We start from the raw sequence: 16,295 nt of genomic DNA, 5'->3' as shown, positions 1-16,295 counted from the left end.
TAATATGTTTGAGAATTTAAGTGATAGACTAGAACGCTCGTTTAAGATACTGAAGGGTGAGGGTAAAATCACCGAGATTAACGTAGCCGAAACGCTGAAAGATGTACGTCGTGCCCTGTTGGATGCCGACGTAAACTATAAGGTAGCTAAGAGCTTTACCGATACCGTTAAGCAGAAAGCTTTGGGTATGAACGTGCTTACAGCCGTTAAGCCAAGTCAGCTGATGGTGAAGATTGTTCACGATGAGCTGGCCGAGCTGATGGGTGGTAAGGCTGCCGAGCTGAAGATCGAGGGTCGTGCCGGTGCGCCTGCCATCATTCTGATGTCGGGTCTGCAGGGGTCGGGTAAGACTACTTTCAGTGGTAAGCTGGCCAAGATGCTGAAGGAGCGCAACCACAAGAAGCCTTTGCTGGTAGCCTGCGACGTGTATCGTCCTGCTGCTATCGAGCAGCTCAAGGTAGTGGGCGAGACTGTAGGTGTTCCCGTATATTCCGAGCCTGATAATAAAAATGTGGTAGAGATTGCCAGCCACGCTATCCAGGAGGCCAAGTCGAAGGCCAACGATGTGGTGATTATCGATACCGCTGGTCGTCTGGCTGTAGATGAGGAGATGATGCAGGAGATCGAGACCCTGAAGAAGGCCGTTAATCCTAACGAGACTCTGTTCGTAGTTGACTCAATGACCGGTCAGGATGCCGTTAACACCGCTAAGGAGTTCAACGATCGTCTGGATTTCGATGGTGTAATCCTTACCAAGCTCGATGGTGACACCCGTGGTGGTGCTGCCCTTTCAATCCGCACCGTAGTTACCAAGCCTATTAAGTTTGTAGGTACGGGCGAAAAGATGGAGGCTATCGATGTGTTCTATCCTGAGCGTATGGCCGACCGTATCCTCGGTATGGGTGATATCGTTTCTCTGGTTGAGCGTGCCCAGCAGCAGTTCGACGAGGAGGAAGCTAAGAAACTTGAAAAGAAAATCCGCAAGAATAAGTTCGATTTCGACGACTTCATGGGTCAGATACAGCAGATCAAGAAGATGGGTAACATCAAGGATCTGGCTGCTATGATTCCTGGTGTTGGCAAGCAGATTAAGGATCTGGATATCGACGACAATGCCTTTAAGGGTATCGAGGCTATCATCAACTCGATGACACCAAAGGAGCGCGCTAATCCCGATATCATCAATCCAAGCCGTCGCCGTCGTATCGCAGCCGGTTCTGGTACCAAATTGGACGATGTGAACCGACTGATGAAGCAGTTCGAACAGACTCGCAAGATGATGAAGATGGTTACCGGCCTCAATTCGTCGAAAATGGCTCAGATGGCTGCAGCCATGAAGATGCGAGGTGGTATGCCCAAGTTCTAAATACAACACATATGCAACTGATTGATGGAAAAGCAACAGCGGCGGCTATCAAGGCCGAAATCGCTGAGGAGGTAAAAGAGATTGTTGCCCAAGGAGGCAAACAACCCCATCTGGCTGCCGTCTTGGTGGGTCACGATGGGGGATCGGAGACTTATGTAAAAAATAAGGTGCTGGCCTGCGAGGCCTGTGGCTTTAAAAGTACGCTCATCCGTTTCGAGGATAATATCTCGGAGGATGAGCTTTTATGTTGCGTTGATAAGCTCAACAAGGACGACGATGTAGATGGTTTCATCGTGCAGTTGCCCTTGCCAAAGCATATCGACGAGCAGAAGATTATCGAGGCAATCGACTACCGTAAGGATGTCGACGGTTTCCACCCCATTAACGTGGGTCGTATGGCTATCGGACTGCCTTGCTTCATCTCGGCCACACCTCTTGGAATTATCACCCTGCTTAAGCGCTATGGTATCGAAACCAGCGGTAAGAAGTGTGTCATTCTGGGTCGCTCAAACATCGTAGGTAAGCCCATGGCTCAGCTCATGATGCAGAAGCAGTATGGCGACGCTACCGTTACCGTATGCCACTCGCGTTCTAAAACCCTGAAGGAGGAGTGCCGTGCCGCCGATATTATTATCGCAGCCATCGGTCAGCCCGACTTTGTTACCGCCGATATGGTGAAGGAGGGTGCTGTGATTGTGGATGTAGGTACCACTCGCGTACCCGATGCTAGCCGTAAGAGCGGATTCCGTTTGAATGGCGACGTGAAGTTCGACGAGGTTGCACCAAAGTGCTCGTATATTACACCTGTTCCTGGTGGCGTAGGTCCTATGACCATCTGTTCGCTCATGAAGAATACCTTAGCCGCAGGTAAAAAAGAGTACTATAAGTAATGACAGCCGAAGAGTATTACCAGCAAGGCAATGAGGCCCGCAAGCGCGGTCAGTGGCACGAGGCTATCAATAGCTATATCCAGGCTATTGAGCTCGATCCCGAGAGTCCCGCTGTGGAAGCCAAGCGTATGCTCGACGACATCATGGCTTTCTATTGTAAAGATATGTATAATCCATAAACAAATACTGAATATGGCAAAAATGAAAGGCGCTATTGAGGTGAATACCGAGAGGTGTAAGGGATGCAGCCTCTGCATCGTTGCTTGCCCTCAGAAGGTTATCGCCCTTGCCAACAAAGTTAATCTGCACGGCTACCCCTACGTGGAGGCAGTCAACGAAGAGGCCTGCGTAGGCTGTGCTTCGTGTGGCATCGTCTGCCCCGATGGTTGTATCACCGTGTATCGTAAAAAAGTGGAGGAGTAATTATGGCACAGGAAAAGGAAGTTGTATTGATGAAAGGCAACGAGGCTATTGCCCACGCTGCTATTCGATGCGGATGCGACGGCTATTTCGGCTATCCTATTACTCCGCAGAGTGAAGTGATCGAGACATTGGCTGAGCTGAAGCCTTGGGAGACTACCGGTATGCAGGTAGTTCAGGCCGAGAGCGAGCTGGCCAGTATCTACATGGTTTATGGTGCTGCCGGTGCCGGTAAGCGTGCCATGACCTCATCTTCGTCTCCTGGTATCGCACTGATGCAGGAGGGAATCACTTACATGGCTGGTGCCGAGGTGCCGGGTGTGTTTGTCAATGTTCAGCGTGGAGGTCCAGGTCTGGGTACCATCCAGCCATCGCAGGGCGACTATTTCCAGGCTACCCGTGGTGGTGGTAACGGCGACTATAAGGTTATCGTTCTGGCTCCATCGTCAGTTCAGGAGATGGCCGATTTCGTAGATCTCGCTTTCGAGTTGGCATTTAAGTATCGTAACCCTGCCATGATTCTGAGCGATGGTGTTATCGGTCAGATGATGGAGAAGGTGGTTCTGCCCCCATTCAAGCCCCGTCGTACCGACGAGGAGGTTATTAAGGAGTGTCCTTGGGCTTCAACTGGTAAGCCAAAGAACCGCGAGCGTGTGGTCATCACATCACTCGAGCTTAAGCCTGAGATCATGGAGCAGCGCAACCTGGCTCTGCAGGAGAAGTATCGCAAGATTCAGGAGAACGAGGTACGCTTTGAGCAGCAGCAGATGGACGATGCCGAGTATGCTATCGTAGCATTCGGTAGTGCTGCCCGTATTGCTGAGAAGAGCGTAGAGATTGCCCGCGAGCAGGGTATCAAGGTAGGTCTGTTCCGTCCTATCACACTGTTCCCATTCCCCGAGAAGCAGATTGCCGAGCTTTCAAAGAAGGTAAAGGGTATCCTGGTAGCCGAGATCAATGCTGGTCAGATGGTACAGGATGTTCGTCTGGCTGCCAACGGCGCAGTTCCCGTAGAGCAGTTCGGTCGCCTGGGAGGTATCGTTCCCGATCCCGAGGAAATTGTAGATGCGTTAAAAGAGAAAATTATGTAGCAAGTCCGTTGCCAAAATTAATAGAAAATGGATAGAAATCAAATAGTTCAACCAGAGAACATCGTCTGCAAGAAGCCGACGCTGATGAACGACAACAATATGCACTACTGCCCAGGCTGTAGCCACGGCGTGGTACATAAGCTCATTGCCGAAGTCATCGAAGAGATGGGTATGGAAGACAAGACCGTAGGTGTTTCGCCTGTAGGTTGTGCTGTCTTCGCCTACAATTATATTGATATCGACTGGCAGGAGGCTGCCCATGGTCGTGCACCCGCACTGGCCACTGGTATCAAGCGCACCTGGCCCGATCGCCTGGTATTCACCTATCAGGGCGATGGCGACCTGGCTTGTATCGGTACCTGCGAAACCATCCACGCACTGAACCGTGGCGAGAACATCGTGATTATCTTCGTTAACAATGCCATTTATGGTATGACGGGTGGTCAGATGGCTCCAACCACACTGATTGGTCAGAAAACCTCTACCTGTCCTTATGGTCGTGATCCTGAGATTCACGGTTATCCTTTGAAGATGGCCGATATCGCTGCTCAGCTCGAGGGTACCTGCTATGTTACCCGTCAGAGTGTAGAGAGCGTGGCCTCAATCAACAAGGCTAAGAAGGCTCTGCGTAAGGCTTTCGAGGCTTCGATGGCTGGTAAGGGTTCATCGCTGGTAGAGTTTGTTTCAACCTGTAACAGCGGTTGGAAACTTTCGCCCGCTAAGGCTAACGAATGGATGAAGGAGAATATGTTCCCCTTCTATCCCAAAGGTGACTTAAAAGATACTACAAATAAATAATGAATTATCGTGCAAACCGAATGCAGAGAGTTTACTCTTTGCTGAGGTGCAGCCGATGATGCATAAAACGAAGTTTTATGAAAAAAGAAATAATTATTTCTGGTTTCGGAGGTCAGGGCGTGCTCTCAATGGGTAAGATTCTGGCCTATAGTGGACTGATGGAGGATAAGGAGGTAACATGGATGCCTGCTTACGGTCCTGAGCAGCGTGGTGGTACAGCCAACGTTACAGTGATCGTTAGCGACGAGCGCATCTCTTCGCCTATCCTCAGTAAGTACGACATCGCTGTGGTACTCAATCAGCCCTCACTCGAGAAGTTTGAGCCCAAAATCAAGCCCGGTGGCATTCTGATTTACGATGGCTTTGGTATCATCAACAAGCCAACCCGTAAGGATATCACCGTTTACGAGATCAATGCGATGGACAAGGCTGCCGAGATGAAAAACGGTAAAGTGTTCAACATGATCGTTTTGGGTGGACTCTTAAAGGTAGCCCCTGTGGTAAGCGACAAGGGTGTAGAGAAGGCTCTCTACAAAACTCTGCCTGAGCGCCACCACGGACTGATTCCTCTGAATATGGAAGCCCTGAAAGAGGGTGCTAAGATTATCCAGGAAATCAAATAAATGGAGTTAAGACAATTAACAAGCGCCGTCTGCCAGATTGCTAGGCAGGCGGGCGCTTACATTAGGAACGAACGAAGCAAGTTCTCGTTAGAGAGCGTGGAGCGCAAGCATGCACACGACTACGTGTCGTATGTCGACAAGGGCTCCGAGCAACTGATTGTAACCGCATTGCGCCAGTTACTGCCCGAGGCAGGTTTTATTACCGAGGAAGGATTGGCTGGTCACAATCAGGAGCAGCTTTTATGGGTGGTAGATCCGCTTGATGGTACCACCAATTTTATTCATCAGTATGCACCTTACGCCGTTAGCATTGCGCTGTTGCAAGGCCACGAGGTATTGTTAGGTGTGGTTTACGAGGTTTGTCACGACGAGTGTTTTTACGCCTGGCAGGGTGGGGGCGCCTATATGGACGGCCAACTGCTGCACGTAAGTACACAGAAAATAAATGATGCTTTGCTCTGCTTGCAACTGCCTTATAACAGCGATGCTTATAAGCCCGTTATCAAGCGCTTAATCGATGAGCTTTACGGCCATGTAGGTAGCATCCGTATGTGCGGTTCGGCTGCCATGGCATTGTGCTATGTGGCAGCAGGCCGATACGACGGTTATGCCGAGCAGTACATCGGTCAGTGGGATTTCATGGCTGGTGCGTTGATAGTAAAAGAGGCAGGCGGCACCGTAACCAATTACGAAGGCGAGACCGACTTTACCCAAGGCAACAGTGTGGTAGCTACCAATGGCATCATTCAGAGTGATTTGCTGAAGCATCTTACCAACGAGAAACCTCACGACAAGAAAAAGCAAACCATCGATTCAAGCATGGTTGATCGTGCTATCTGTTTTGCTACCAAAGCCCATTCGGGTGTGGTTCGTAAGGGTACTAAAATTCCTTACATTGCTCATCCTCTCGAGGCGATGGCTATCGTAGGTAGTATTACCGACGATCAGGAACTGTTGGCAGCAGCCGTACTGCACGATGTGGTTGAGGATGCCGGTGTAAATGTGGCCGATATCCGCACCGAGTTCGGCGACCGTGTAGCAGCTCTGGTTGATTCCGAGACCGACAGCGAGGTGCCTGGCATGAGTCATATTGATAGCTGGCAGATACGCAAACAGGCTGCTATCGATCATCTCGCAGCAGCCAGTCGCGATGTTAAGATTGTGGCGCTTGGCGATAAACTGTCAAACATGCGCGCCATGCTCCTTCATTATCATGAGCAGGGCGAGCAGGTATGGCAGCGCTTTAATCAGAAAGATCCAGCGTGCCACGCCTGGTATTATCGCCAACTGGTAAAAAGTCTCTCGTCGCTCAGCGACACCGATGCTTTCCAAGAATTCGCTGCCCTGGTAGATCAGGTATTTTCAAGATACGAAAAATAATTATAAAAGCGGGCTTGTTTGATAACAGGCTCGCTTTTATATTTGTTTATTCTTTCTTTCCTGGTCGCTTACCGTGTGGCGGCTGCATCTTCTGGTAATTCTTGTACTGCTCGTCGGTAAGAATTTGCTTCAGCTTCTTCTCGTACTCCTGTCGCTTAGCCTTGTGCTTGCTGTCGGGTTTCTTTGGCATAGCCTTGTCGCCATTCTTTGGTGGCTCAGGTCGGCTGCCATCGGCATTCTTAGGTGGCTCGGGTGGCATCAGTATATCCTGATACTCCTTGTTCAGCGCAGCCACTTTGGCTTTCTGTGCATCGTTCAGCTTCAGCTTACAGGTCATCTGGGTTGTCATCTCCTGATGCGTCATCTTCTTGGGAGCCTTACGGTCCGATGGCTGAGCCATTGCTGTAGTCATAGTCAGCAGGGCCATCATTACTAATAAAATCTTTTTCATTGTTTCTAAGTTATTTAAATTGTTATTACTATTAATATCGCCGATGTTGTATTACGACGCTGCAAAGATAGTAATATGCTCAATACCAGCAAAATAATTTCAGCCAACCTGCTTTTTTCTTCAGCAAGCACTTGTATGTTTCATAATAAAGTACTATCTTTGCCGCCAAATATTAACATTAACCATATTACAACGTATGAGAAAATTGCTGATAATGGCCCTCTGTCTGGTTTTTGGACTGGAAACTTGGGCACAGGATGAGAGAAATGCCCGTGTAGTGGTAGGTATGAACAATCTTACCTATACGGTGAAAAAGACAAAGACACTTGAAAAGGTACTGGATGTACTGTTGACAGGTGAGGTTTCGAAGGATCAGTCGAAGTATCAGGATGCCGTTAGGGCTGCTATCCTGAAGGGAATATCGCAGTCGCACCGCATGTCGGCTATCGACGGACAGCTGTCGGCTCAGGAGGCTGCACTCCCAGGCGCACGCTATGTAGATGCTACTGTATCTACCTTATCGACCACATCTAAAACCGAAACAGAGTATATCGACAAGGAGAAGAAAAAGACCCGCACCAAGACCTATTACAAGGCTCTGATTGGTATCACCATGCAGTTTAAGAGCGCCAAGACCGACGAGATTCTGGCCAGTCCTACGTTCAACGTAACCGAAACCGACTTGTCGTGGATTGAGACCGAAGACGGCGCTATGCTGAAGGCCCTTGACCGTCTTTCATATTATGTAAACAGATACTGCAACCGCTGGCTGCCTTTGCGCGCTAACGTACTGGAGGGTGCTCGCGACAAGAAGGACAAACAGAAGGAAGTGTATATCGACCTGGGCAGTGCCGAGGGTGCTTACAAGGGTCTGCACATGGGTGTATATACCGTAAAGACCGTTGCCGGTAAGGAGGCCAAGAAGCAGATTGGCAAGCTGAAGATCGAGGAAGTTCAGGGCGACGACATCAGTCTGTGTAAGGTGCAGAGTGGTGGCCGCGACATCAAATCTGCTCTCGACAACGGCGATACACTCGTTATCGAGACTACTGATTAGTTTTTTGTACTTTTGCCCTCAAAATATAAGTGTATGATATCAGCAAAAGGATTCTTTACATCTTTAATAGCGCTATTGTTGGTGACTCCTGTTGCAGGCTTGGCACAGAGCTTAACAGCCGAGATGCATCATGTCGATTCTGTGATGGTAGAGTTGCAGGCGAAGTACGATCCGTATCATCTGCTGCGTATCGAATCCGAGCATCAACAGTCGTTGCTTGTTAATCGCTATGGCCATCTTAAAGCCAATCCCAATGCCTTCAAAATCCCCGGCGTTGTATGGGTGCCTGAGCAGAAAGGATTATTTGAAGATCAGGAAGAGCGCCAGAAACTGTATGGAGATTACTCCTTTGGCGATGCCCTTCTCGACACCACACTTGACATTATCTCCGAGCTCTTCACCCCCAAAAGAAAAACCAAGAAGAAATAATCTTGTGTATAGTACTTTGACTAATAATATTTTGTATGAAAAGAGTATTTCTCAGTATTGTCGCTTTGATGTGTCTGACAATGGTTCAGGCTCAGCCCCGGGCCTTTAAGGTTCGTAGTAATATTCCTACCGACTCAATCCGATTAAGCGATCCAGCCATCCTGGCCGATCAGAAAACAAAGATGTACTACATGACGGGTACTGGCGGTATGATGTGGCGTAGTGCAGATTTAAAACTGTGGGAGGGACCATTTCGCGTTACCGAGTTCGATGCCAACTCATGGATGGGCGCACATCCTATGATATGGGCTGCCGAGCTGCACCAGACGGGCGATGGCTTTTATTACTATTTTGCTACGTTTACCAATCAGGCTGTAAAGATTGATACCGTTCGTGGTAATGTCATCGAGCGCCGTGCCAGTCAGGTGTTACGTGCCGATAACCCTATGGGACCATATCGTGCTTTTGGCGATGCCACCTATCTACCTGCCAATCGGCCTACACTTGATGGTACGTTTTGGCGTGATACCGATGGCAAACCCTATATGGTGTTCTGTGGCGAGTGGCTGCAGAATTGGAACGGCACCATCGAGAAGATTGAATTGAAGCCCGACCTGAGTGGAACGGTTGGCGAGCCCAAGCTGCTGTTCCGTGCCAGCGATTCGCCCTGGAGTCGCGAAAAAGATGATAAGGGCAACATTACGTGGAATAAAGTAACCGATGGTCCATGGCTTTTCCGCACCGGTACTGGTCGTCTTGGTATGCTGTGGACATCGTGGGTATATGATGTTTATACCCAGGGTGTGGCTTATTCTGCCAGCGGCACCCTTGATGGTCCATGGATTCAGGAGCCCGAGCCCATCACACCTCCCACTTACGGTCACAGTATGCTGTTCCAGCGTTTCGATGGTCAGTGGATGATGTCGGTTCACAGTCATGCTAAAGACTCCCTAGGCCGCACCGTCCGCATCCCCCATTTCTTCGAAGTAGATCTCTCCGGCGATAAGCTCGTGGTAAAGTAATTTTTTCCTATTTTTTGCCTTTTTGCTTGTAAGTTTTAAAATAAAGTCGTAATTTTGCAGCAGATATGAGTCGAACTGAAATCATTCAGTCCATTATAGAAAACAACAAACGCGATGAAGACAAAAAACGAAATTTTACATCTGCTGAGTGTCTATAAGCCGACGGCAGAGAGCAAGTACGGACTGACGCGCATCGGTATCTTTGGTTCCGTAGCTCGTGGCGAACAGACCGATGAAAGCGATGTTGATGTGTGCTATGAAGGCAAGGCTCCATCGCTGCTTACGCTCGACCTCATTCAGACAGAACTGGAGCGTATGCTGGGCAGTCGCGTCGATTTGGTGCGTGTCCGTGATGGTATGAACAGTTTGCTCCGTGAGCGCATCAGAAAGGAGGCTGTCTATGTTTGATCACGAGATTGTGATGGATAGCCTGCGAAAAATCAGTAAGGCCATTGAAACAATTCTGGAGCGTTCAGCCGTGGTCAGCGACCCCAATGAACTTCTTAAATCGCCGGGAGGCATGATGCGCCTTGATGCCATCTGCATGAATTTGATTGCACTGGGTGAGGCAGTGAAGGGGCTTGACAAGCAGACGCACGGTGATCTGCTGCCTCGCTATCCCGAAATCTATTGGAGTGGTGTGATGCGGATGCGCGACAAAATAGCTCATCATTATTTTGAAGTTGACACCGACGTCGTGTTTCGCACTGTGCAGGAAGACGTGCCAAGGATGAAAAGTGTTATCGACAGGATGATTGCTGATGTAGAGGAAATAGACAATTTTTCCGGCAACAAATAGCCCTGAATAAGAAATAGAAAACGCCCATCCCTCGATTGAGTGATGGGCGCTATGTTTATGAAACCAAGCGGCAAGGTCGAATTGCTCATCATCTCTGCATTGCTGCAGCCATGCCACCGTTCCGCACATCGTGGCTCTACTTGGTTCCGTTACTGGAGGCAAAGATACGAAGATTATTTAAACTTCCAAACTTTTTCTAAGAGAATTGCTTTTATTCATTATTCCCTAAGAACGAGATGCGTTTTTATTGTATAAAACGTTAAAATCAGCATAAAAGTTTATTTTATGCCATAAATATTTGGCAATATCAACTTTTATGTTTATTTTTGCGGCATAATAGTGAATAATATGGAAAGAAACCTATTTATAGAACTGTTGGAAGACGGTGACAATGTTAGTCTCTACTCACCTCACTTTGAGGGTGAGGAATACTCTGAATTCGAAAAGTTTCTTCTGGCTTATAAGGATACATATCCTAATGATGTACGTCAGTTGGTATACCGACTCGACATTATTAAGCGAGATGGAGCTCTCGATAGACATTTCAGATACGAGGGTACACGCCGTGATAGAGTGATGGCTCTACCATCACATCTTGAAACTACGTCACTAAGGCTCTACTTGCTAAACATCCAGGCTAAGATTCTTATTTTGGGTAATGGCGGGTTGAAAACAACAGCCACTTATGAAGAAGACGAGAATCTACATCGTCAAGTGAAAACACTGCAGAAGATTGATATACAAATAAAACAAAAAGAAAAGGACAAAGTTATAACAGTATCAGGTACCGAGCTTTTAGGTGAGCTTACTTTTACTATTAATGACGATTAAATAATTTAATATGGAGGAATGAGTATGAAAACAAACAAGATTATGGATGAGATTCGCAGCAGCATCTCACCAGAGATGAAAATGCAGATGGAAATGTCGGTTGCTATTGCTAATCGTATTTATGAGATTCTCGAAGCGAAAGGAATGACGCAGAAAGATCTTGCAAAGCGACTTGGTAAAACAGAAACAGAAGTGAGCCGTTGGTTGTCTGGTACACATAATCTGACTCTTGCCACGATATGTAAGATTTCTGCTGCTCTTGAAACTGAAGTTGTAAAAGTTGCGGACTACGAATTAGAAACCGCATAAAGTATAAAAAACTACCACCACTTGCTTAAGTGATGGTCGTTTTTTTATTCATTATTCCCTAAGAACGAGATGCGTTTTAGGGGGAATGTGATCCTCATGAAGAAGACCAACTTATTGCGACCTTCAATGATATTTCGGAAGTCTGGGACGAGCACCGCACATCGTGGATTTTTTTTCTTGTTTTTTGCCTATATGCTTGTAAGTTTTAAAATAAAATCGTATCTTTGTCGTTGATTTGCTTAAGAAAGTATATGGAATCAGATAAGCCAACGATAGAAGAACAGATCACAGCTGTTTTGATTGATATAGAGCAGAAAGGTTTTTCTGCTATACAGCCGTTTAGTATTGGTGATGTTGAACTGCGCATGAAACACTTTGCTCAGAACAACGGAATAGCTTTGGCCTGCGAGCAATTATATATGAGCGCCAAACAGTTACAGCATTGCATGCGTGCCTCAAAAGGTGCCAAGGGGCTGGTTGTTTCTGCAGAAGAGCTTGTGCGTTTTCCTAAAAGCCGATTTAAGATGGATCTATACTACGATGGCGAATGCTTCATCTATACCGACGAAGTTTCTAAATTCATCATTCATCCGAACTATAAAATGAAAGTAAATCGCGAACAAGTAAAGCTTGTAAACTTCATTACGGCAACACGCGTTAAAGATCCGATGGAGTTTACTTTACCAAAATATAAAAAGGTAAAATAAAAACGACCACCACTCAAACAAGTGATGGTCGCTATGCTTATGAAACCAAGCGGCAAGGTCGAATTGCTCATCATCTCTGCATTACTGCAGCCATGCCACCGTTCCGCACATCGTGGCTCTACTTGGTTCCACCTTTCACGCTGCAAAGATACGAACTCTTTCTGAAAGTTCCAAATTTTTTGGCGAAAAAAGCATAATATCAGGTTATTACATTGGTTTTATCATCGATTCGATGAATTTGATTTCATCGTCTGTTAGGTTGTATTTTTTGTAGAGTTCTTCATCTGTCCATGACTTGGTGAAGTCTTGGAGGGGTACGAATCGGAAATTAGCCTTTGACATATGTTGGGTTGATGTCGCCATTGCAATTAAAGCCCTAACAAATCGAGTTTTTAGGTATTTCAACACATTAGCGCATACTGTCTTGCTTTTATATGTGCATAGCATCATATAAGTCTCGGTGCATATTGTTCCAGGTTCAAGCATCTCTAAGGTTGCGAATATTCGCTTTTGTCCATTCTTGTCTGTTTCTCCTGCATGTTCCGCAGTAAGACACGAAGTTACTATCTTCCAACAATCAATAAGATCTTTGTTTACTGTGATACAATCTCTATCATAGGGGCCAATACCGCCGTTATAACGTAATAATATATTTCCCTTTTCCATCGGTTTTACATAGGTACGTAATCCGAATGGCTTCTGAGAATATGCAATTTCGTTCAGATAAGTTTGACCTTCAATCAGAACTTTGCTTAATATGGATATTTCTTCTTGGTGACGTATAAGGATTTCTGATTCACTAAGATCTCTCATATGAGGAATTTGAGAGCCTGATTTGCAAGAAACAAACTTGCAAAGCCCGTTATATTTGTTGTCGCGGAGGAAATAACAAACACCGCCAGCAACATCAACTGTTGGGAAACAATCGTGTGGGTCTATGTAGTCATAGAGTTTAGAAATGCATTTGTCATTAAGCATTTCGTATCTGAACTGCTCTAATCCTCGTCCTGCATTATACCATTTTGCAGGCATAATCATAGATATATAATGAGGATTTATTTTTTTAGCAAAGTCTACAAATTTGTTGTAAACAGGAATTGCACTAACTCCTGCACCTCCATCCATAACCTGATACGGTGGATTGCCTACTATTGCGTCTAATTTCATATTTTGATTTTCGTTGATATGCCAGAAGTGCTTGCCATCACGGAATGTGTTGACAACGGCCTCCGGACGTTCTGAAATGTTTTCTATTAAGTTGGGATAATATTGTGCGTTGACCTTGGTATCGCGGAAGCCTGCCAAGGTGCGCTTGGTAATACTTTTTGCCATTGGGGTTTTGCATACCACTAGAATGTTCTCTTCGATAGTGGCATCCCAAAGGCTTTTTGAGAATCCAATACCAACCTCACCATATTTCTTCTTGGCTTCTTCCACTCTACACCTATATATATTATAGGCAATGTAGAGAGGGTAGAGACCGCTCTTAGAGTTGATCTCTAAAATATGGCTATCGGTACGGAATACATCTGCTGTAACTTTTTCTTGGTCAACATAACGCGGGGTTGCTAGCATCTGCTTAAAGCTTTCGTCGTAGAAACACCAGCCACCCAAACAGTCGCTCATGTGCATGTTTACTACACGCCATGGGGTTAATACAGTCTCCTTATCGGGATTACGGAAGGTGTTAAAGATGGTGGCTATGCGCTCAATGCGTTCCTCGATGGTGAACTTGTCAGCTGCACGTGCCATCTCACGGATACGTTTACCGGCTTCACGGAATACATCTGGCTCGTAGTATCTCTTAAACTTCTCGAACTTCTTCTTATCTACACCTTTGGGCATAAACTCCTCCCATGATTGGTCGTCTATCAGTGATGCAAAGTTATCGATAGTGATTTCTTCGTCCTCATTTGTAAGCTCAGCTCCATATATGAGCAACGGCATACGGATTGATATACCACGAAGGATACTGATGGCGTTACGACGCTGATTGTTCATGGCTTTCAGTTCGTCGAGTTTTGCCTGTTCTTCGGGTGTACGTTCTTTCTTTGGCTTCTTTTCAAGTCGCTCTTTTTCTTCATATTGTTCGTTGGTGAAGCCTTGGTTATTTATGTCGATATCACCAGTTTTACCCATGGCCTTGGTAGCACCAATAATCTTTTTAAGTTCATCAAAGTCATGGAGTTCCACATCTGTCAGTTTCAGCAACTCATCGTTGTAGAGTGCGAAATCTTCAAAACCACCTTGTACTACCTTTTCAATCTGAGCCTTTTTAAGCTGACTCATCATCTTGTTTACATCGTATGGTTTCATTTGGCTACCATCTATTGAGATAATAGGGCAGAAGTTCAGGAAGTCGCCAAGTATCTTGCGGTCTTCATCAGATTGCTTGCCTGCTTTGGCACTAACCTTGGCTGTTTCGGCAAGTACGCGCAGAGTGCGATCGGGTGCAAAGTCGAAAGCATAGCATTGTTCCTTCATTCGGCCGTTGTGGGTGTATGGTGTTTGAACACGGAAGATGGTTTGCATATATTGTGCAGCTGAGGTACTGAACGAACCTGCCATCATAAATACGGCAGTCCATGGTTTAATGCTAACACCGGTGGTGAGTCGTCCGCAACTCAGAGTGATGGTATAGGTCAAGTCCGAATCTGGGCCTATTGCTTTGTCAACCATCTGCAGGGCTTCGGCATTCTCTTCGTCCTCATCGCCATTACCTGCTACATTTACCACTTGGAATAAGCTAAATACTGGGTGTGCTTTTAATTTTGCACTCAGTGCACGTGCTGCCTTAACGCCTGGCACTACCCATAGCGTATGGCGGAAGATGCGTCGGAACTTATCGCAGCTATATGGATATAGGCTTTCGTTATCATCCTTACACAGAAGATCTAGAAATCTGTCAACATCTTTTTCGTGAACCAGCGTGCCATTATCCTTGGTTCGGAAAAACTCACGGAAGTTAAAGGCCTTTTCGTCTTCAATATATTCGCTTAACAGCGTTCCTAAATCGTACGTATAGATATTGATGGCAGGCAGCGATTCGTAAGGGTTGTGATCGCCAAAGTGGGTTAAGTCCCATTCGTTTTTGGCTCGCTGCTCCATCACGTAATCCCAGGTAAATATCTCGTTCTCGGAATAATCGTCAAGCAGATTAAACGGGGTGCCTGATAGTCGTAGTACCTTGGTGTCAGCCTTAACCAGTTCGCTTACCACGTTCTTTCCTAATTCTGTTTGAGTGCCCTCATGGGCCTCGTCAACTATCAGCAAGTTCCATAATGTGTTGAATATCTGGCTGTTTTTCTCGAATTTACCACCAACAAGGTCGGAACCACGCAAGTCCTGCATCGAGGCAAAATAAACGTAACTGTCGCCTTTTGCGGCCAGCTTTTCTAATTTGTCGTATTGTTCGCCTTTGTTCTTTGAACCATAATGGTAATCGTTGTGGTCGTAGAATATCTTCTTAAAATCCTCAAACCAACCTTCGTCAACCACAGGCCTATGGGTTAATATCAGTGTGCGCTGGTAGCCTTGTCGTTTTACTACTTCTAGTGCTGACAGTGTTTTTCCAAAACGCATTTTGGCATTCCAAAGCATCTGATTGCTACGACCGAATTGCTTGATGGTCATCTCGATGGCCTTGCTCTGTTCAGGACGGAACACGATGGGCGTTTGCTCTTGGGTAATATCGCCAGGTTTTAAGCTGCTCATACCATCCTTTACGGCTTTGATGGCTTTCTTGGCTGTTTCTAAGTCGCAGCAGTACCACTCATTGGCTCCTTTTACGGTATCAAAGGTTTTCTTTTTGATGCCGCTACGCTCTAATACTGTGTGTACTTGCTTATCGTTAAACGAGCACACCTTACCACCACTGAAGTAGATGGTTAGTTCGGTATAAAGCAATTGATAGGCAATACCTGCTGTTTTTGTGTATTGATCGATACGATTGCGTGCAGCCTGTTGGAGTAGGGGATCATTGGGTGCTACAAAATCGCCACCATCTTCATCCAGTGTGGTCTCACCGATCTTCAAACAGTCTTTATGCCACTCGTCGTTAATGGCAAAGATGTAGATGAGCCTGGGTTTTAAAGAGGATTCGAATGTTGCCATAGGTCAGTG

Annotated in this window: 18 protein-coding genes and 1 pseudogene; 17 read left to right on the top strand and 2 right to left on the bottom strand. The window is 46.4% G+C overall.

Annotated features, from left to right (window positions below; genetic code table 11):
• Nucleotides 1-4: 4 nt before the first annotated feature.
• From ffh to BLR73_RS14690, 9 genes and pseudogenes are all read left to right on the top strand, one after another.
• Nucleotides 5-1,366 carry a signal recognition particle protein gene (gene ffh / locus BLR73_RS02320; RefSeq protein WP_091858499.1) on the top strand — a complete coding sequence of 454 codons (1,362 nt, stop codon included), beginning with the start codon at nt 5-7 and terminating at the stop codon, nt 1,364-1,366.
• Between the two features lie 11 nt (nt 1,367-1,377).
• Nucleotides 1,378-2,256 carry a bifunctional methylenetetrahydrofolate dehydrogenase/methenyltetrahydrofolate cyclohydrolase FolD gene (gene folD, locus BLR73_RS02315; RefSeq protein ID WP_091858496.1) on the top strand — a complete coding sequence of 293 codons (879 nt, stop codon included), beginning with the start codon at nt 1,378-1,380 and terminating at the stop codon, nt 2,254-2,256.
• Nucleotides 2,256-2,435, top strand: a complete 180-nt coding sequence (locus BLR73_RS02310; RefSeq protein WP_033151136.1) for a tetratricopeptide repeat protein — start codon at nt 2,256-2,258, stop codon at nt 2,433-2,435. Before folD ends, BLR73_RS02310 begins: the two co-directional genes overlap by 1 nt.
• A gap of 13 nt (nt 2,436-2,448) precedes the next feature.
• On the top strand, nt 2,449-2,679 hold the full coding sequence (locus tag BLR73_RS02305) for a 4Fe-4S dicluster domain-containing protein (RefSeq protein WP_028907131.1): 231 nt from the start codon (nt 2,449-2,451) through the stop codon (nt 2,677-2,679).
• 2 nt (nt 2,680-2,681) lie between these two features.
• Nucleotides 2,682-3,767, top strand: a complete 1,086-nt coding sequence (locus BLR73_RS02300) for a 3-methyl-2-oxobutanoate dehydrogenase subunit VorB (RefSeq protein WP_033151135.1) — start codon at nt 2,682-2,684, stop codon at nt 3,765-3,767.
• Nucleotides 3,768-3,794: 27 nt separating this feature from the next.
• Nucleotides 3,795-4,565, top strand: coding sequence for a thiamine pyrophosphate-dependent enzyme (locus BLR73_RS02295; RefSeq protein WP_028907129.1), 771 nt, complete (start codon nt 3,795-3,797; stop codon nt 4,563-4,565).
• Between the two features lie 77 nt (nt 4,566-4,642).
• Nucleotides 4,643-5,188 carry a 2-oxoacid:acceptor oxidoreductase family protein gene (locus BLR73_RS02290; protein WP_013063811.1) on the top strand — a complete coding sequence of 182 codons (546 nt, stop codon included), beginning with the start codon at nt 4,643-4,645 and terminating at the stop codon, nt 5,186-5,188.
• Nucleotides 5,189-5,974: pseudogene (locus tag BLR73_RS14695) on the top strand (inositol monophosphatase family protein); the annotation flags it as partial.
• A 33-nt stretch (nt 5,975-6,007) separates the two neighbouring features.
• A complete protein-coding gene (locus BLR73_RS14690; RefSeq protein ID WP_338063379.1) occupies nt 6,008-6,568 on the top strand; it encodes an HD domain-containing protein in 561 nt (186 codons plus the stop codon).
• A 46-nt stretch (nt 6,569-6,614) separates the two neighbouring features.
• Here BLR73_RS14690 and BLR73_RS02280 read toward each other — a convergent pair whose 3' ends face one another.
• On the bottom strand, nt 6,615-7,019 hold the full coding sequence (locus BLR73_RS02280; RefSeq protein WP_091858489.1) for a lysozyme inhibitor LprI family protein: 405 nt from the start codon (nt 7,017-7,019) through the stop codon (nt 6,615-6,617).
• A gap of 196 nt (nt 7,020-7,215) precedes the next feature.
• Here BLR73_RS02280 and BLR73_RS02275 point away from each other — a divergent pair, with 196 nt between their 5' ends.
• From BLR73_RS02275 to BLR73_RS02240, 8 genes are all read left to right on the top strand, one after another.
• The gene (locus BLR73_RS02275; protein ID WP_091858484.1) at nt 7,216-8,076 is read left to right on the top strand and encodes a hypothetical protein; all 861 of its coding nucleotides are present in this window, start codon (nt 7,216-7,218) and stop codon (nt 8,074-8,076) included.
• Between the two features lie 33 nt (nt 8,077-8,109).
• Nucleotides 8,110-8,505: a hypothetical protein gene (locus BLR73_RS02270; protein WP_143010860.1), complete on the top strand. Its 396-nt coding sequence runs from the start codon at nt 8,110-8,112 to the stop codon at nt 8,503-8,505.
• A gap of 80 nt (nt 8,506-8,585) precedes the next feature.
• Nucleotides 8,586-9,527, top strand: coding sequence for a glycoside hydrolase family 43 protein (locus tag BLR73_RS02265; RefSeq protein WP_369821133.1), 942 nt, complete (start codon nt 8,586-8,588; stop codon nt 9,525-9,527).
• A gap of 114 nt (nt 9,528-9,641) precedes the next feature.
• A complete protein-coding gene (locus tag BLR73_RS02260) occupies nt 9,642-9,935 on the top strand; it encodes a nucleotidyltransferase family protein (protein ID WP_091858478.1) in 294 nt (97 codons plus the stop codon).
• Entirely contained in the window at nt 9,928-10,326 is a 399-nt protein-coding gene (locus BLR73_RS02255; RefSeq protein ID WP_091858475.1) for a HepT-like ribonuclease domain-containing protein, read from the top strand. The genes BLR73_RS02260 and BLR73_RS02255 overlap by 8 nt, the downstream gene beginning before the upstream one ends.
• Before the next feature lie 348 nt (nt 10,327-10,674).
• Nucleotides 10,675-11,157: a hypothetical protein gene (locus BLR73_RS02250; protein ID WP_091858472.1), complete on the top strand. Its 483-nt coding sequence runs from the start codon at nt 10,675-10,677 to the stop codon at nt 11,155-11,157.
• A 24-nt stretch (nt 11,158-11,181) separates the two neighbouring features.
• Nucleotides 11,182-11,466, top strand: coding sequence for a helix-turn-helix transcriptional regulator (locus BLR73_RS02245; RefSeq protein WP_176763590.1), 285 nt, complete (start codon nt 11,182-11,184; stop codon nt 11,464-11,466).
• Nucleotides 11,467-11,717: 251 nt separating this feature from the next.
• Nucleotides 11,718-12,173, top strand: a complete 456-nt coding sequence (locus tag BLR73_RS02240; RefSeq protein WP_091858464.1) for a hypothetical protein — start codon at nt 11,718-11,720, stop codon at nt 12,171-12,173.
• Nucleotides 12,174-12,380: 207 nt separating this feature from the next.
• Here BLR73_RS02240 and BLR73_RS02235 read toward each other — a convergent pair whose 3' ends face one another.
• Nucleotides 12,381-16,286, bottom strand: coding sequence for an Eco57I restriction-modification methylase domain-containing protein (locus tag BLR73_RS02235; RefSeq protein ID WP_091858461.1), 3,906 nt, complete (start codon nt 16,284-16,286; stop codon nt 12,381-12,383).
• Nucleotides 16,287-16,295 lie beyond the last annotated feature (9 nt).

It is taken from the genome of Prevotella sp. khp1, assembly GCF_900102205.1.
Classification (GTDB): Bacteria; Bacteroidota; Bacteroidia; order Bacteroidales; family Bacteroidaceae; genus Prevotella; species Prevotella ruminicola.
The sequence above is the reverse complement of the archived record's forward strand: the minus strand, read 5'-3'. Positions and strand labels throughout refer to the sequence as shown.

Bases quoted from the DNA above. Each gene is read 5' to 3' on its own strand.
- ffh (WP_091858499.1), top strand. From the start codon at position 5: ATGTTTGAGAATTTAAGTGATAGACTAGAACGCTCGTTTAAGATACTG.
- folD (WP_091858496.1), top strand. From the start codon at position 1,378: ATGCAACTGATTGATGGAAAAGCAACAGCGGCGGCTATCAAGGCCGAA.
- BLR73_RS02310 (WP_033151136.1), top strand. From the start codon at position 2,256: ATGACAGCCGAAGAGTATTACCAGCAAGGCAATGAGGCCCGCAAGCGC.
- BLR73_RS02305 (WP_028907131.1), top strand. From the start codon at position 2,449: ATGGCAAAAATGAAAGGCGCTATTGAGGTGAATACCGAGAGGTGTAAG.
- BLR73_RS02300 (WP_033151135.1), top strand. From the start codon at position 2,682: ATGGCACAGGAAAAGGAAGTTGTATTGATGAAAGGCAACGAGGCTATT.
- BLR73_RS02295 (WP_028907129.1), top strand. From the start codon at position 3,795: ATGGATAGAAATCAAATAGTTCAACCAGAGAACATCGTCTGCAAGAAG.
- BLR73_RS02290 (WP_013063811.1), top strand. From the start codon at position 4,643: ATGAAAAAAGAAATAATTATTTCTGGTTTCGGAGGTCAGGGCGTGCTC.
- BLR73_RS14690 (WP_338063379.1), top strand. From the start codon at position 6,008: ATGGTTGATCGTGCTATCTGTTTTGCTACCAAAGCCCATTCGGGTGTG.
- BLR73_RS02280 (WP_091858489.1), bottom strand. From the start codon at position 7,019: ATGAAAAAGATTTTATTAGTAATGATGGCCCTGCTGACTATGACTACA.
- BLR73_RS02275 (WP_091858484.1), top strand. From the start codon at position 7,216: ATGAGAAAATTGCTGATAATGGCCCTCTGTCTGGTTTTTGGACTGGAA.
- BLR73_RS02270 (WP_143010860.1), top strand. From the start codon at position 8,110: ATGATATCAGCAAAAGGATTCTTTACATCTTTAATAGCGCTATTGTTG.
- BLR73_RS02265 (WP_369821133.1), top strand. From the start codon at position 8,586: ATGGTTCAGGCTCAGCCCCGGGCCTTTAAGGTTCGTAGTAATATTCCT.
- BLR73_RS02260 (WP_091858478.1), top strand. From the start codon at position 9,642: ATGAAGACAAAAAACGAAATTTTACATCTGCTGAGTGTCTATAAGCCG.
- BLR73_RS02255 (WP_091858475.1), top strand. From the start codon at position 9,928: ATGTTTGATCACGAGATTGTGATGGATAGCCTGCGAAAAATCAGTAAG.
- BLR73_RS02250 (WP_091858472.1), top strand. From the start codon at position 10,675: ATGGAAAGAAACCTATTTATAGAACTGTTGGAAGACGGTGACAATGTT.
- BLR73_RS02245 (WP_176763590.1), top strand. From the start codon at position 11,182: ATGAAAACAAACAAGATTATGGATGAGATTCGCAGCAGCATCTCACCA.
- BLR73_RS02240 (WP_091858464.1), top strand. From the start codon at position 11,718: ATGGAATCAGATAAGCCAACGATAGAAGAACAGATCACAGCTGTTTTG.
- BLR73_RS02235 (WP_091858461.1), bottom strand. From the start codon at position 16,286: ATGGCAACATTCGAATCCTCTTTAAAACCCAGGCTCATCTACATCTTT.